General features: G+C 40.7%; 14 protein-coding genes. 8 read left to right on the top strand and 6 right to left on the bottom strand.

The window, feature by feature from the left end; translation table 11 throughout:
- The first annotated feature begins 7 nt into the window (after nucleotides 1–7).
- A complete protein-coding gene (locus tag FXW34_RS11255) occupies nucleotides 8–1,807 on the top strand; it encodes an urease accessory protein UreH domain-containing protein (protein WP_147534089.1) in 1,800 nt (599 codons plus the stop codon).
- 1,110 nt (nucleotides 1,808–2,917) lie between these two features.
- Here FXW34_RS11255 and FXW34_RS11250 read toward each other — a convergent pair.
- From FXW34_RS11250 to FXW34_RS23350, 6 genes are all read right to left on the bottom strand, one after another.
- Complete coding sequence (locus tag FXW34_RS11250; protein WP_147534088.1) at nucleotides 2,918–5,383, bottom strand: heavy metal translocating P-type ATPase; 2,466 nt, start codon at nucleotides 5,381–5,383, stop codon at nucleotides 2,918–2,920.
- 237 nt (nucleotides 5,384–5,620) lie between these two features.
- Nucleotides 5,621–6,334, bottom strand: a complete 714-nt coding sequence (locus tag FXW34_RS11245; RefSeq protein WP_147534087.1) for a hypothetical protein — start codon at nucleotides 6,332–6,334, stop codon at nucleotides 5,621–5,623.
- Between the two features lie 163 nt (nucleotides 6,335–6,497).
- Nucleotides 6,498–7,862 (bottom strand): sensor histidine kinase, encoded by a 1,365-nt coding sequence (locus FXW34_RS11240; RefSeq protein WP_147534086.1) that lies wholly within the window; start codon nucleotides 7,860–7,862, stop codon nucleotides 6,498–6,500.
- Entirely contained in the window at nucleotides 7,862–8,548 is a 687-nt protein-coding gene (locus FXW34_RS11235) for a response regulator transcription factor (protein WP_147534085.1), read from the bottom strand. Before FXW34_RS11235 ends, FXW34_RS11240 begins: the two co-directional genes overlap by 1 nt.
- A 74-nt stretch (nucleotides 8,549–8,622) precedes the next feature.
- On the bottom strand, nucleotides 8,623–9,354 hold the full coding sequence (locus FXW34_RS11230) for an urease accessory protein UreH domain-containing protein (RefSeq protein WP_147534084.1): 732 nt from the start codon (nucleotides 9,352–9,354) through the stop codon (nucleotides 8,623–8,625).
- A 190-nt stretch (nucleotides 9,355–9,544) separates the two neighbouring features.
- Complete coding sequence (locus tag FXW34_RS23350; RefSeq protein ID WP_342780710.1) at nucleotides 9,545–9,988, bottom strand: PCYCGC motif-containing (lipo)protein; 444 nt, start codon at nucleotides 9,986–9,988, stop codon at nucleotides 9,545–9,547.
- A 346-nt stretch (nucleotides 9,989–10,334) separates the two neighbouring features.
- Here FXW34_RS23350 and FXW34_RS11215 point away from each other — a divergent pair, with 346 nt between their 5' ends.
- The 7 genes from FXW34_RS11215 (at nucleotide 10,335) to FXW34_RS11190 (ending at nucleotide 16,409) form a co-directional block, all read left to right on the top strand.
- Nucleotides 10,335–10,904 (top strand): TVP38/TMEM64 family protein, encoded by a 570-nt coding sequence (locus FXW34_RS11215; protein WP_147534081.1) that lies wholly within the window; start codon nucleotides 10,335–10,337, stop codon nucleotides 10,902–10,904.
- Nucleotides 10,905–11,009: 105 nt separating this feature from the next.
- Nucleotides 11,010–12,332 (top strand): MFS transporter, encoded by a 1,323-nt coding sequence (locus FXW34_RS11210; protein WP_147534080.1) that lies wholly within the window; start codon nucleotides 11,010–11,012, stop codon nucleotides 12,330–12,332.
- A gap of 169 nt (nucleotides 12,333–12,501) precedes the next feature.
- Complete coding sequence (locus FXW34_RS23345) at nucleotides 12,502–12,855, top strand: metal-sensitive transcriptional regulator (RefSeq protein ID WP_425457430.1); 354 nt, start codon at nucleotides 12,502–12,504, stop codon at nucleotides 12,853–12,855.
- A gap of 16 nt (nucleotides 12,856–12,871) precedes the next feature.
- Nucleotides 12,872–13,078, top strand: coding sequence for a copper chaperone CopZ (copZ, locus tag FXW34_RS11200; RefSeq protein WP_147534079.1), 207 nt, complete (start codon nucleotides 12,872–12,874; stop codon nucleotides 13,076–13,078).
- An 81-nt stretch (nucleotides 13,079–13,159) separates the two neighbouring features.
- Complete coding sequence (locus FXW34_RS11195; protein ID WP_147534078.1) at nucleotides 13,160–15,583, top strand: heavy metal translocating P-type ATPase; 2,424 nt, start codon at nucleotides 13,160–13,162, stop codon at nucleotides 15,581–15,583.
- A 48-nt stretch (nucleotides 15,584–15,631) separates the two neighbouring features.
- Nucleotides 15,632–15,760: a hypothetical protein gene (locus tag FXW34_RS23560; RefSeq protein ID WP_281292935.1), complete on the top strand. Its 129-nt coding sequence runs from the start codon at nucleotides 15,632–15,634 to the stop codon at nucleotides 15,758–15,760.
- 151 nt (nucleotides 15,761–15,911) lie between these two features.
- On the top strand, nucleotides 15,912–16,409 hold the full coding sequence (locus tag FXW34_RS11190; protein WP_246140991.1) for a QcrA and Rieske domain-containing protein: 498 nt from the start codon (nucleotides 15,912–15,914) through the stop codon (nucleotides 16,407–16,409).
- Nucleotides 16,410–16,807 lie beyond the last annotated feature (398 nt).

Genomic DNA, 16,807 nt, shown 5'->3' with positions numbered 1-16,807 from the left:
GAACTCGATGAGTATGAGACGGGAAAAGATTAATGTTTACGATATGACCTGTACGTCTTGCGAAAAACGGGTTGAACGGTCAATAAATAAATTACCCGGAATAAAAAAAGTGAAAGCAAACTTCAGCGGTCAATTTGCTGAACTCGAATACGATGATAAAGTTGTAAGCGTTAGTGAAATTAAGGATGCAATCCAAAAAGCGGGTTATACAACCGACGGTAGGAAGGATTACAAATTCATTGGAATTTTGGTTGTAGTCGCTGCAATCGCATTGCTCGGAATGAATACAAGTGGCTTTGATATGGATGCGAAATTGACCAACGCTTCGTATGCCGTTTTATTTATGGTAGGGGTGCTAACTTCAATTCACTGCGTTGGCATGTGCGGTGGTATTATGCTTTCACAAAGCTTGAACAAGGCGACCAAAACAAGCAAATTTGAAGCGATGAAGCCGGCCATTTTTTATAACATGGGTAGGGTTGTTTCTTATACCATTCTTGGTGGCATTATCGGTGCAATCGGTTCGGTCTTTTCTCTATCATTATCCGCACAAGCTGGACTACAAATCTTTGCCGGTGTGTTCATGATTATGATGGGCTTTAATATGGCAGGCTTTAGTTGGTTCCGTAAGTTTCAAATTAAATTACCTGCTGCAGTTTGTAAAATGCAGGCGCGCCCAAAGGCGCCGTTCATGGTTGGATTTTTCAATGGCTTAATGCCATGTGGCCCGCTGCAAACAATGCAGATTTTTGCATTAGGAACAGGTTCGGCAGTGGCAGGTGCTTTATCTATGTTCATGTTTTCCTTAGGAACAGTGCCGTTGATGCTGGCATTTGGTGCTGTAACAGGTTTGTTAAGCAAGGGCTATACAAAGCAATTGCTTAAGTTTGGTGGGATTTTGATCATCGTACTTGGAATCATCATGGGGAATCGTGGTTTAGCGCTAGCTGGTATGAATATGAGCCCGATGTCATTGGTCGAGAAAATTGGTGGATTTGGCACAGAAAATGTTGCATCAGCCAATGCAGTAAAAGCTACGATTAAAGATGGCGTTCAATATGTTAATATGACAGCTTCATATAGTGGCTATAATCCTAATACGATTTATGTTCAAAAAGACCTTCCAGTTAAATGGGTAGTTGACGGCAAAGAGCTTTCAGGCTGTAATAATGCAATTGTCATTCCGGATTTAAATATTCAACAAAAGCTTCAAAGTGGCTTAAATACTATTGAATTTACACCAGAAGATAAGGATCTTGCCTTCAGCTGCTGGATGGGAATGATTCGTGGCACAATAAAGGTTGTTGACAATCTTGAGAAGGTCTCAGCGTCTGAAAGTACAGCTTCGTCTGATGATGCATCAACTGGTACATCAAATGGTGGAGCAACAACAGAAACAAACCCAAGTATTTATGGAGATGATTTATCGAAAGTTCCAACAGAGCGCTTAGTGAAAAAAGCAGAATTGGTTGGAGCCGGAAATGAGCAAACTGTTCTCGTAAAAGGGATTGGCTTTGAATTTGAGCCATTAATCATTGTGTCCCAGACGGGAGTTTTAACGAAGTTCTCGTTTGATTTGACAGAATTTGATAAACCAGATAGTGAATTTATGTTTGTAGATATGGAAAATAAACAAATTATCCAGAAGTTTACGGGGCAAAGTGGTGTGGTGAATGTCGAGTTTACAAGTGAAAGTTCACGTACTTACGGAATCTATAAAGACGAGCAGTTGCTAGGCGTGTTTGAGACAGTTGAGGATTTGAATAGCGAGGATCCAGAGGAAATGCGTAGTAAGTATCTAGGATAATATATTAGTAAGTTGGCGGCAGTGGTGATGCTTGTAAGCATCATCGCTGGCGCTTTTTAATTTGTTGTTTTTGGTGGTGTGGGTTGGTTCGTGGGAGATAACATTTTGCTTTTGGTCATTCATAAGTTCAAGAATAGAAATAGTTGCCGCCAAAATGAACTCGTGGAGGTTTTATGAGTTCAAAATTCATGTGAAATATCGTGGAAATGAACTCATGGAGGGTTTATGAGTTCAAAACTCATGCGAAATTTCTTAGAAATGAACTCATGGAGGGTTTATGAGTTCAAAACTCATGTGAAATATCGTGGAAATGAACTCATGGAGGGTTTATGAGTTCAAAACTCATGCGAAATATCGTGGAAATGAACTCATCGAGGGTTTATGAGTTCAAAACTCATGTGAAATATCGTGGAAATGAACTCATGGAGGGTTTATGAGTTCAAAACTCATGCGAAATTTCTTAGAAATGAACTCATGGAGGGTTTATGAGTTCAAAACTCATGTGAAATATCGTGGAAATGAACTCATGGAGGGTTTATGAGTTCAAAACTCATGCGAAATATCGTGGAAATGAACTCATCGAGGGTTTATGAGTTCAAAACTCATGTGAAATATCGTGGAAATGAACTCATGGAGGGTTTATGAGTTCAAAACTCATGCGAAATTTCTTAGAAATGAACTCATGGAGGGTTTATGAGTTCAAAACTCATGCGAAATTTCTTAGAAATGAACTCATGGAGGGTTTATGAGTTCAAAACTCATGTGAAATATCGTGGAAATGAACTCATGGAGGGTTTATGAGTTCAAAACTCATGTGAAATATCGTGGAAGTGTGTCATAGAAGGTCTCAAAGGAACAAAACACAAGCCCAAAATCAAATAAGTGTCTCATAGAGAGTCTCAATAGAACAAAACACAAGCCCTAAACCAAAGAAGTGTGTCATAGAGGGTCTCAATGGAACAAAACTCAAGCCCCAAACCAAATAAGTGTCTCATTGCAGGTCCCCAAGGAACAAAACTCAAGCACAGAGAACCAAGAAACCACCCTCCCTCCCGAAAAAAACAACAAAAAAAGTCTCATAGAAGCATTCTATGAGACAAAATCACTAATTTAACGCGCAGGTCTAAACCCTTTCAATCGCAATGCGTTCAGCAACACGGAAACTGAACTAAAGCTCATCGCTGCAGCCGCAATAATTGGATTTAACAATGGTCCGCCGAACAAGTACAACACGCCCATCGCCACTGGAATACCTAAAGTATTGTATCCAAACGCCCAGAACAGGTTTTGCTTAATATTTGATATCGTTTTTTTACTTAATTGAATCGCTGTTGGAACATCCATCAAGTCGCTGCGCATTAGCACGATATCCGCAGATTCCATGGCAACATCCGTACCTGATCCAATCGCAATTCCGATTTCAGCTTGGGCCAATGCAGGAGCGTCATTAATACCGTCTCCAACCATTGCCACTTTACGACCTTCACTTTGAATTTTCTTCACTTCATTTGCTTTATCCTGTGGGAGCACTTCAGCAAGCACGCGATCAATCCCAACCTGGCGAGCAATTGCTTCGGCAGTGCGGCGATTGTCACCTGTGAGCATCGCCACTTCAATTCCCATTTTATGAAGCTGTTCAATCGCCTTTTTACTATTTTCCTTCACTGTATCGGCTACGGCGATAATACCCGCCATCTCACCATCAAATGCCACATACATTGGTGTTTTGCCTTCGCTTGCTAAGCGGTCCGAAACAGGTTCAAGTTCTACCAAAGAGATGTCTCTGTCTACCATGAGCTTTCGATTTCCTAATAGAACTAACTTTCCATCAATCGAAACTTCAATACCATGACCAGGTATCGCCTTAAATAAGTCAAGCTTCTTAAACTCTAAGCCGCGGTCTTCAGCGCCTTTTACAATTGCTTCACCAAGCGGATGCTCTGAACCTTTTTCGGCAGAAGCGGAAATGGCTAATAAATAATCCTCGGTAATGCTGTTATTGACTACGACTACATCAGTAACCTTTGGTTTACCTTCTGTAATTGTTCCTGTTTTATCAAATACAATTGTATTAATTTTATGCGCAGTCTCTAAAGCAACTCCGCTCTTAATCAATACACCATGCTCAGCGCCCTTACCAGTACCAACCATGATGGCTGTCGGTGTTGCTAAGCCTAGCGCGCAAGGACAAGCAATAACAAGGACTGAAATAAAGATTGTTAGTGAGAACACGCCAGTTTCTCCAGCAAAGAAGTACCAAGCTGCTGCGGCTAAAATGGCAATCCCGATTACCACCGGAACGAAGTAGCCTGAGATGACATCCGCCATTTTGGCAATTGGTGCTTTAGAGCCTTGCGCATCTTCTACAAGTTTAATAATTTGAGCTAAAGCGGTATCCTTACCTACACGTGTGGCTTTATATTTTATAGAACCATTTTTATTAATACTAGCACCGATAATTTTATCACCAATATTTTTTTCAACCGGAATACTTTCTCCAGTCAGCATCGATTCGTCAACAGAAGTGATTCCTTCGATCACAACACCATCGACTGGCATTTTTTCGCCTGGTTTAACGATGATGATGTCGCCAACTTCTACTTCATCAATCGAGATTTCAATTTCTTTATCATCTCGTAAAATAATGGCTGTTTTTGGCGCCAACCCCATCAGCTTCTTAATCGCCTCAGAAGTCTTACCCTTCGTTACTGCTTCTAAATATTTCCCGAGCATAATCAAGGTGATAATCACGCCTGCAGCTTCAAAATAAAGATCGTAGGCGTAATCAATATTGCCACTATTGATTTGATAAATGGCAAAAAGTCCGTATAGGAAGGCCGCTGAAGTACCAATGGCTATCAACGAGTCCATATTTGGACTTCTTTGAAAAAGTGAAGAATAACCGACGGTGAAAAATTTATATCCAGCTATCAGTACTGGAATTACTAATAACAATTGAACAAGCCCAAAGTATAAAGGATTAATCATTGGGTCAATTAGCTCAGGAATCTCGTATTCCAACCCAAATTGTTCTTTCACCATGTGTCCCATTGAAATGTAGAGTAATGGAACTGTAAAGATAGCGGATATAATGAACTTTTGCCATAGCACTTTAATTTCGTGTTCTTTTCGCTCTTTGTCATTATCGACTGCAGCTTCTTCTTCAAGTGCTTTATAGCCAGCCTTTTCAATTGCTTTTTTAATATCGGAAACTCTCACCTTGGATGGTTCAAAGCTGATTGTTAGTTTCTCAGTTGCGTAATTGACATTGGCTTGTACAACCCCATCAAGCTTTCCAGTTACTTTTTCAATCCGCTTTGCGCAAGCTGCACAAGTCATTCCTTCAATTTTAAGAGATTTCGAATTTGCTTCAATCATAGCTTCATAGCCAGCTTTTTCGATTTTTGCTTGAATGTCGGCTAGTGTAACCTTTGTTTCATCAAATTGAATGAGAAGTTTTTCAGTTGCATAGTTGACGCTTGATTCGATTACGCCATCGAGCTTGCACGTTACCTTTTCGATTCGTTTCGCACAAGCAGCGCAAGTCATACCGCCAATTTTTAAACTTTTTTCCACTGTCTGTCACCTCAGTCTGGTTGTTTTTTTATAAAAATAAACCAGTTATTGTGTTTCTGCCATTTGTAGAGATAACCACCCCTTTTAAGAGGTGGTTAATAAAGGGGGTATGGTATCTAGCTTTAGCGGCAAGCCCCTCGAGGTCACAAGTCAATCCGTCCAAAAGGTTAAAGAACAACCTTTCGGCCGGCTCGTCTTGTATCTGTCGCCACGAGCGAGCCGCTTCCGCTTTTCTGATTAACTTTTTATATCGTAGATTTTAACGATTCGATCAGGGCTTGCTCCCATGCCCATGTCGTCGTCCGTTGCTTCTTGGTAGGTCCAGCCGCTGCCTTCGAGCTTGTCCACGTCTAATCCGGCTTTAACTAGTGGTTCTGCTTTTAAGACGAAAACCATGTCCGCATCATTGATTCCAAGCTCTTCAGTCCACTGAACTTGATAGCCCTCACCAATCGTTAATGCATAGTGTTGTTGGTCTTTGTGGTAGGCAACCATTTCTGTGTCTGTTTTTAATAAGCGGCGCATGGAGTCCTCAGAGCCATTCGATGCTTGCTTTTTGTCAGAGACATTGTAAGGCTTAATTAAGCGGTTTGGAAGCTCTTTACCTTTGTCATCCTTGCCAGCTGGTTCAAATAACCACTCGTTTTTATCAAGCTTTTCTACGTCAAGTCCAGCCTCAATTAATGGATCAGCGAGCATGACCATGGCAAAATCAGCTTTGTTTGCTGACATATCCTTGCTCCACTCAAATTTTTCCCCGCTAGGAAGCTCGAAGCCCCAGTGCTTTAGAGCGTCGTGGAAGCCTTTTTTATCCGGATAAGCCTTGACGATTTTATTAAAGGAATCTAGTGCTTTGTCTGCATCTTTATCTCCTGTTACTGGGCGACTGCAGCCGGTAAAGGCAACTAATAATGCAGTTGAAATAAGCGCTGTTGCTAATATTTTCTTCATGTTAATCGTGCTCCTTTAGAATCTGTTATGATTACTTCATTAGAGTAATGAATTCTTATGTAGACAATATGAAGAACGGATTAAATTCAAATTTTAGCCACAGTTGAAAAACAAAATTGCATTAAAAGGCAAAAAAAAATAAAGCATGAGAGCGACTTATGCTTTATTTTTCAAATTTAACTTTTACGGTTGTGCCTTGTCCTTCAATGCTATCAACGTCGATGGTGGCCTTGTGAAGGTCGATGATGTTTTTGACGATTGTCAGTCCAATACCAGTTCCGTCTATTTGATTTCGGCTTTTATCCCCGCGGTATAAACGCTCGAAAATGAACGGCAAATCCTCACTGCTGATCCCGATTCCATTATCCTTCACTTCGACGATAAAATGCTGGGCATCACCGTATAGCTTAATCGTAATAGAACCGTTTTGGTTTGTGAACTTCAGTCCATTTGATAATAGATTAATAAATACCTGTTTCAGCTTGTCGCGATCACCGTTAATCATATAGCTCATGCCTGGTGCGATGTAGTACTCAATAGTAATATTCTTCGCTTCAGCTGCAAGATAGAAGTCCTTACAAATATCGCTAAGAAACTCATCTAGTTTTATTTTTTCCAAATGAATCTTAATACTTTCAGACTCAAATTCTTTTAAGACATTCAGATTATTGATTAATCGTCCGAATCTTATTACTTCTTCATTTAAATTGGTCAAGCGCTCGGTCGTGACGGGAAAGACTCCATCAATCATCGCCTCTAAATTGTTCTGCAAGACGTTTAACGGCGTTCTAATTTCATGCGAAATATCAGAAACTAATTTCTTACGTAAAGTATCCTGTACCTTTAGTTTTTCAGCTAGGATGTTAATACTATTCCTGAGATTCTCTAATTCTTCAATATTACTTTCCGAACTAGATTTAATATCGAAGTTACCCTTTGAGAGGGTGACAGACATATTTGCGACATCCTTAATTGGATTTGAGAATTGTTTGGAAAAATAAAGACTTAAAAGTATTGTTAATACGAGAGTGAGCAAACCACCGGCAATAATGCTTTTATTAATTGAAGCTTTAAAGTCAATATCCTCTTTTGATAAAAGCACAGAGGAGTACTGGCCAATCTCTACATATCCGACGACATCTCCACCGTCGGTGATTTCGAACGTCTTTGTGGTGTAAACTCCGTTATCCTGCGTAAACATCGATTTTAAATGGTCGCGATTTTGTAAATCGTGAGAATCCATACCCCAAATAACATTTTGATTTACATCCTTAACGGTTAGGCAATAATTACCCATATATGCCTCGTGCATCAATTCTTTACCAGTGCTTTCGAGCCACTTACCATCACGTTTGTAGTCCTCATTGATATAGTTCACTATTCGTTGATAGCGCTTGTCCTGAAGATCCTCCATATAATGATCGAATTTTTTGTTAACTGTTATGTTCACAAACAATGTGACGAGCAAAATCGATACGATTGAACAGCTGACAAACATCAGACTGAGTCGTTTGCGAATGGTTTGCATTATTGCTCACCGCCAAATTTATAGCCAACCTTCATTACCGTCACAACATATTTAGGGTTTTTTGTATCTGTTTCGATTTTTTTGCGGATATTTTTGATGTGAACATCAATTGTACGGTCGTAGCCTTCGAAATCAGCACCAAAGATTTTATTAATCAATTGCTCGCGCGACAGGACTTTCCCTTTATTGGCAACGAGTGTATAAAGGATATCGAATTCATTAGGTGTTAATAGAACCACTTCGTTTTGCACCTTCACGATTCTTTTCTCGTAATCGATAATTAAATTACCATCGTTGAAAAGGTATTGAGAGGAGCCATCGCCGTTATTGAGTCTGCGGAAAAGTGCATTTACTCTGGCGGTAAGTTCACGTGGACTAAAGGGTTTGATTAAATATTCATCGGCACCAATGTTCAAGCCCTCGATTCGATTTTCTAATGCCCCCTTGGCAGTAAGCATAAAGATATGGACATTAGAGCTTTGCCGAATGATTTTACAAACCTCTTCACCGCTAATATCGGGTAGCATTAAATCGAGAAGAATTAGTTGAAAATCGTGAGCCTTAAACAAATCAAGGCCCGCCAAACCAGAAGTAGCCGTATAAACCACATAGCCCTCCTTCTCCAAATAACCCTTCAAAACCGTCGCAACATTCACTTCATCTTCCACAACCAAAATATTCTTCAAACTAAATCACCTCGACAAAATTCGGGTGGTGCCTGTCACCTTTTTCGACAAAATTCGGGTGGTGACAGGCACCTCTAAAACCAGTATGTTATTGTGTCTAGTACTCCGATTACGATAAATAGAAAAGCTGCTGCTTTTTGGATTGTGTTTCCGATTTTGCGGCTTTTTTTCATCAGCGCCCCGTCAAGACCGATAAAGGTGATGATTCCGGCAAAGATTAGTACTGGAAGCGATGTCCCGACCGCAAACAAAGATGGCAGCACAGCTCCGTAGGGAGAAGTCAGCACAATCGGCATTAACGAAAAGAAAAAAAGTGTAAACATTGTTGGACAAAACGCAATCGAAAAGCTTACGCCCATTAAAAACGAACCAAGCTTACCCTCTTTTTTACGTAGCGGGATCAGCCTAGAAACTGAATCCAGCCATCTCATTTTCACAAATCCAATCAAGACAAGTCCAATCAGAATAAAGAGCGGACCCATCAGCTTTCGGAAAACAGAGAAATAGTTTGGTAAAACATCTTGAAACTCTCGGCCGAGCAGCCATACAGCGAGTCCCAACCCTGAGAATACAACGATTTTTCCGAGCACAAAAAAACCAATTTCGACCCATTGGCTCCTAGATTGCAGGCTACGATTGCCGTAAAAGGTGATTGCGCCAATGTTTCCGGTCAACTGACAAGGTGCAAGTGCCCCAATCAGCCCTAACACGAGACTGGCCAAAATCGGAATTTGGTTCAGCTCGTTGACAATATTAATGAACGGACTGCTTAGCATCCTGCTAATATCTGAAAGAATTCCATACATATAGGTTCCTCCGTCTAGCTAGTTTACCCAATCGATTATACTTGGATGATATGTTGATGATATGAACTTTCAAAAAAAGGACAGATTTTTGACAGCGCAATGCATGTCAGCAATCCATCCTCTTCATATAAAGTATTTCATCTAAAAACTAAAAATCGGTGATGATTTCAGGTACAAATCCTTCTACCAATTACTCAGGAATTGGAGTTGGGGTTGGTGTACCGTATGATTCGTATTTTTTCGTAATGGTTTTATTGATTTCCTTAAGGTCTTTACCGTCTTGATACATTTCAGTCGCCTCACGGGCGATCACTACGCAAATGTCTCAGGCTATCCCCATTGTGTCCCAGCCAGTAACGGCATTATTCTTGTCCATTCCATCAACGAAACAGTCAAGGTTGCTGATGTGTCCATCCTGTTCATAACAGCCACAATAGCATGGTACAGAAGCTAGTGCTTGTGGATATTGAGCTGCCATAATATATGCCTCTTTGACTTCTGCCTTAGCGCTTGTTACATAATCAGGCAGTTCCAAGTGTTTTGAGTCTAATGCTAATTCTTCTTTAGAACCACAGCCAGATAATAGGATCATTGCAATGGCGCCTAATAGGACTGTGAAAAGGTATTTCTTCATAAGTGTGCATCCTCCAATCTCTAGTTTGCTATTTCATTATAACAACATAACGATAATAGATACTGTGTAAAATGGTACGGATTCATGACATAATGGCCAGGCTGTTTACGCTGAAACATAAGTTAGCATACCAGTAAGATTTGAAGATGATATGAAGATTAATGTTTTAAAAATGTCATTACAGTGACTTTTGTTTATCTTTAATAAAAATTAAATGGTCATTTAGGCAGGAAACTGGATTTTTTATAGCTAAATTCATTAAGTAAAATATTAATCATTCGTAAGTGGGACTGTATGTGAACTGGCAATAGCAGTAATTTGCTCATGATGCATGGGGGGAACCTAAATGAAAGAACAAGTAGTTCAATTACTGCAACAATATGATTCATATGCATTGTTCATTAGTATCATATTAAATGTAATTATAAGTCTTATCGGATTTATACCAAGCTTGTTTCTAACAGCAGCGAATATTGTCATGTTTGGATTTTGGGAAGGAACGCTTGTGTCCTTTGTAGGAGAAGTGATAGGTGCAGTAGTTTCGTTCCTAGTTTACCGAAAGGGCTTGGCAGGTATTGCTGATTCAAAGGCTTTACAACGACCAATAGTTAGAAAGCTTTTAGAGGTGGAGGGTGGACATGCCTTTATATTAGTATTTTCATTGCGTTTACTTCCGTTTGTCCCATCCGGTGTCATAACGTTTTTAGCAGCAATTGGTCGAATGTCCCTTATCGTTTTTGTTCTATCAAGTACTTTGGGTAAGTTGCCTGCTTTATTGATTGAAGCATATTCTGCGAACGAACTGATTCAATGGTCTTGGCAGGGTAAAATCATCATTACGATTTTGGCAGGATTTTTATTATTCACGTTATTTAAAAAAACAAATCGTCCCAAAAAAGGGAGTCATCCGTTGTAAAGGGCTCCTTTTTAAACGTCCTTGTGCTTTTCTTACTTTTTCCAGTGTAATTGCCACCCGTTAGATAACAATAAAATTACAGAATGCATCATGGGGGGAGAGTACATGAACGAATTGCTAAAACTAGACCGGCCAATGTTGATTCTAATGGTTGGTGTTTTATTGTTTCATTTTGGGACCTATATGGTTACCCCCATCTTGCCGATTATCTTGCAGGCTCAAGCGGGGCTTTCGTTTATCCAAATCGGCACTGTGCTTGCGGCACTTGCGATTTCGTTCCAGTTTGGCAGTATTTTTGGAGGCTTTTTGGCCGACCGGATTGGTAGAAGAGCGATTATTAGCTTAGGCTCACTGCTCGTTGCATTAGGATATATTGGATTTGGACTCTTTAGTTCATTCGTTTTCTTAGTATTAATGGCTATCGTAATAGGGATAGGTAATGGTTTGTACGCACCTTCAACAAAAGCAGCAATAGCAGCCTTGGCATCAAAGGAAAATCAAACGACAGCATTTTCGCTTAGAGGGATTGCGGCAAATGTAGGAATTGCTGCATCGGGTCTTATGGTGTTTTTCTTTATCTCTGGCACATCGTCTAAGCTCATTTTTTGGATAGCTGGGGCAATTTTTGCAATTCTTGCAGTACAAAGCTGGTTATTTGTTCCAAATAATTGTGGCAACCAACCATGTCCTGAACTTCCTAAGGGCTCTTACTTTGAGGTTTTTAAAAATAAACCATTTTTAGTTTTCGGCGGCGTTAGTATTTTTATATGGGCCTTGTATGCTCAATTGTCATTTGCACTTCCGTTACGCGCTGCAGTCATTTTACCGGATCCGGAGGATGTTGCTCTTATTTGGACCATTAACAGTATTATTGTTATTTTCTCTCAAGGTCTTGTAACAAATTGGATTATTAAGCGGCTTCACCCTTTTACCGCGCTTGGACTTGGTGTTTTCATCATTGGTATTGGAGTTGGTTCGCTTTATTTTGCGAGCGCTTTTATTCATTTAATGCTAAGTGCAGCAATTTTTATTTTTGGTGAAATGCTGATATTACCAACGATTGATAGTACTGTGTCTCAGCTGTCACGGGCAGATTTAATCGGGATTTTCTTTGCAATGGCTAATGTTGTCTCTGGGTTAGGAGAAGCTGGTGGGAAATTCGCCGGCGGTCGTCTCCTTGACGTCGGTACCACACTGGGGTACCTACCGTGGCTCGTTTATTTTAGCAGTGGGATAGTTTTGAGCCTGATTGTTATCCTGTTTTTAAGGAGATGGCAACCGCTCAATCAACTTTTACAGGCAGCAGCGGAAAAACCAAATGGACCAAAGCATGCTCCAAAAGTGAGGCATGCTCCCGTTCAGCATCCATCCCATCCGTTTAATAATTGGGTGCCTGAAAGCTTGTGGCGCAAGCGGAGACCGACTTAAACAGCTTCAACAAATATAAATTTTTAAAAAATAGGCTAACAACCACTTTACATACTACAGGGGGGTATGGTACCTTAAGTATAAGGGAGGTAGGTAAGTTGTGGATCAATCAAACCCAAAGAAAAACAAATCTCAAGAAGCAAGCATCATAGATGACATCATTCAAATGATGGGTGAGTCGACCCAGGTCGATGATCATGAAGCTGAGGATGCTGCATGTTCAACTTGTCATTCAGGCTCTGAGCGTAAAAGCCACCATTCAGAACAATCGAAGAAAAACCTCATCACCAGGTTAAATCGGGTTGAGGGACAAATTCGTGGAATAAAGGGGCTTATCGAGAAGGATACTTATTGTGATGATGTGATCACCCAAATTGCCGCAACCCAAGCAGCCTTGAACAGTGTCGCTAAGCTATTGCTTGAAGGGCATTTGCGAAGCTGCGTTGTCGAACGGATTCAAGAGGGAGATCCTGAAATAATTGATGAGCTGCTTACTACCATCCAAAGACTAATGAAAAAATAGTGAGGGGTATGACAACATGGAAAACATTACATTAAAAGTAGCAGGAATGTCTTGCGATCATTGCGTAAAAGCAGTTGAGGGAAGCGTTGGAGAATTAAATGGCGTTCAAACTGTGAAGGTTGATTTAAAAGCAGGGACAGTCAATATCGAATTTAACCCTGAAGCTGTTACACTTGCTACCATTAAAGAAACGATCGATGATCAAGGCTATGATGTAGAATAATTGATACTAGCGTGCTAGCAATAGCGCGCTTTTCTCGGAATTATATATACCCACACCGGGTATGAAGGGGAGTTGTGAAACATGAGCCAAGACCTCAAGGAAACTAGCTTGCAAATTTCAGGAATGACTTGTGCAGCATGTGCTGTTCGCATCGAGAAAGGTCTAAACAAGCTCGAAGGTGTAGAAGAGGCCACGGTCAATCTTGCTTTAGAAAAATCAGCCATTAAATACGACCCTACAAAAACAAATATAGAAAATATTCAAGCTAAAGTTCGAAATCTAGGCTACGATGTTGTAACCGAAAAATCAGAATTTGAGATTACTGGCATGACGTGTGCTGCTTGTTCTGCCCGCATCGAAAAAGGCTTAAATAAACTCGAAGGCGTCGTTAAAGCAAATGTCAATCTTGCCTTAGAAAAAGCCAGTGTTGAATATAATCCTGCCGCTTTATCAAAGTCGGATATCATCAAAAAAGTTCAAGCACTGGGTTATGGCGCAGCAATTAAAGAAGAAGTGAAGAGTCAGGACGCTGCCGACCATCGTCAACGTGAAATCGATAATCAAACCGGAAAGTTTTTATTTTCAGCGATTTTGTCACTGCCACTGTTATGGGCGATGGTTGGCCACTTTGAATTTACCTCCTGGATGTATGTGCCAGACATGTTTATGAATCCTTGGGTCCAACTAGCCCTGGCTACTCCAGTCCAATTTATCATCGGAAAACAGTTTTATGTCGGTGCTTATAAGGCGTTAAAAAACGGGAGTGCCAATATGGATGTACTCGTCGCCCTTGGCACATCGGCAGCCTATTTCTATAGTTTGTATTTGTCATTGCTCTCATTAAATGAAACAACGCACACTGTAGAACTTTATTACGAAACAAGTGCAGTGCTGATTACGTTGATTATTTTAGGAAAGCTGTTTGAAGCAAAGGCGAAGGGCCGTTCGTCTGAAGCGATTAAGAAGCTAATGGGGCTCCAAGCAAAGAATGCGGTTGTTGAGCGGGATGGCGTTGAGACTGAAATTCCGCTCGAGGAAGTCGTCGTTGGTGATATCCTGCACGTTAAACCTGGTGAAAAGATTCCGGTTGATGGAAAAATTACTGCCGGACAGTCGGCTATCGACGAATCCATGTTAACAGGTGAGAGTGTTCCGGTTGACAAAACCATTGGCGATAGTGTTATTGGCGCTACGATTAATAAAAATGGATTTTTGAAGATAGAAGCAACCAAGGTTGGCAAAGATACTGCTCTTGCCCAAATCATTAAAGTGGTGGAAGAGGCTCAAGGCTCAAAGGCACCAATCCAACGCCTTGCTGATCAAATTTCTGGTGTATTTGTGCCAATTGTAGTCGGTATCGCTGTTGTAACCTTTTTGGTTTGGTATTTCTGGGCAGCTCCTGGTGACTTTGCTGAGGCTTTGGAAAAACTAATTGCTGTTCTGGTCATCGCATGTCCTTGTGCGTTGGGACTTGCGACACCGACGTCGATTATGGCAGGCTCCGGTCGGGCGGCCGAGTTCGGGATTTTGTTTAAGGGTGGCGAGCACCTCGAAATGACGCACCGCATCTCAAGTGTTATTTTAGACAAAACCGGAACGGTTACGAACGGAACACCTGTATTAACCGATGTCATTCTGGCCGGCAATCGATTTACAGAGGCTGAGTTCTTAACTTTCGTTGGTTCGGCTGAAAAGCAATCAGAGCATCCATTGGCACAGGCAATTGTTCAAGGTATTAAGGATAAAGGAATCACTATACAAGATGTATTCGGATTTGAAGCAATCCCAGGCTATGGTATTCGTGCAACCGTTGCTGGAAAAAATGTTCTCGTTGGTACCCGCAAATTAATGCTTATGAAAAATATTGAAATTGGTGAAGCTTTACCCCAGATGAATAGGTTAGAAAAAGAGGGGAAAACGGCGATGCTGGCAGCTATCGACGGTCACTACGCTGGAATTGTTGCCGTAGCTGACACGATTAAAGAAACCTCGAAGGAAGCGATCCGTCGCTTAAACGATATGGGACTTGAGGTAATTATGATTACCGGCGATAATCTGCAAACAGCTAAATCGATAGCAGCTCAAGTTGGGATCAATCACGTCATTGCTGAGGTTTTACCAGAAGGCAAGGCTGATGAAGTGAAGAAGCTCCAGGCTCAAGGTAAAAGGGTAGCAATGGTCGGTGATGGAATCAATGATGCACCAGCCTTAGCGGTCGCCGATATTGGAATGGCCATCGGTACTGGAACAGATGTAGCAATGGAAGCCGCCGATATCACGTTAATTCGCGGTGACCTAAATAGCATTGCCGAAGCCATTTACATGAGTAAAAAAACGATTCAAAACATAAAGCAAAATCTATTTTGGGCCTTTGGCTATAACACTCTCGGCATTCCAATTGCAGCTTTAGGATTCTTGGCACCATGGCTAGCAGGTGCAGCGATGGCATTCAGCTCCGTCTCAGTCGTGTTAAATGCGTTGCGATTGCAAAAAGTGAAGCTGTAATAAAAGGTTATTAAGAAAAATACCTCAAGTGGAATGGAGTGACATGTCTTGATCAAAAAATGGGTATTGGCCGCAGTGGCTTATTTACTTTTAGTGGTGGTCGGTTACGGCATCTATAGCTCAACAGTTGAACCAAATGAACAGCAAATGGATATGAAACAAGAAGAACAAGGATAAGTAGTAAAGGCATTCGGGTAAGACCAGCTGATCATTGGTCAAACCCGATATGCCTTTTTTTGTAAAAATAGACCTATTTTTTCCTAAAAATACCAAATTTGTTATATAATGAATGTATCAAAAAGCATGGTTAAATGAAGGAGGGACAATGATGCAAAGGCGAGAATTTATCAGTAAATCATTAAAAAGCACTGCTGGTCTATTTGCTGTATCAGTGTTGCCGCTCGGATTGGCTGCATGTGGTAGTAAGGAAAAAACAATGGACACTAGCACGATGGCAAGCTTAGGTCCGTTGGCTAAGTTAGAAAGTGGAGAATTTCCAAAAAAGGTACAATATAACGTCAAGATTAAAGATGCCTGGACCACGCAAGATCTCGATGGCTTTGTTTATGTCAATAAACAGGAAGATGGTTCCTTAATCATTATGTCGCCAACCTGTACACACCTTGGCTGTACCGCAGGGGATGCAGAAGTTTCGAGTCAAGAAAAAGGCGTTCGTTACTTTTGCAAATGTCATGGAGGAGAATACGATGAATTTGGAAAAAATGTTAGTGGTCCACCACCGCGACCATTGGATACCTTCGAATCAGTAATACAAGATGGTGAAGTTTATATCTCGGTGTTGAGTCCAGTCAAACGAGAAGCATAACAAGGTCATTATAAACATTATGAAGCTGGGACAGAACTAAATCATCCGTATTAAAACTGAATGATTTTTATTGAAGAATATATTAAAGTTCTATGTTGATTTTTATGTAGGTATGAGAATAAATAAGAGGAGAATTTCCCGTTATTGTATGTCAGGGGGGCAAATTGAGCTGAAATAAGAGGAAAATTTCCGCTTAACTACTCCCAAACAGACAAATTCCAGTGATTTTTATGAAATAAGCGGAAAAACTCCCTTTATTCTTAGCAAAAAACCCATAATTCCCAAAATAAGCGGAATTCTTCCGCTTATTTTCAAACACAGGGAAATCAAGATTCGGGATAACACACATCAATATAAATGTTATCAACAGTCTTTTCAGGGTATGCCGATTGTAAAAA

The sequence above is a fragment of the Bacillus marasmi genome, from assembly GCF_902168435.1.
Lineage (GTDB): Bacteria > Bacillota > Bacilli > Bacillales > Cytobacillaceae > Bacillus_BU > Bacillus_BU marasmi.
This window is presented reverse-complemented; position numbering and strand designations above follow the sequence as displayed.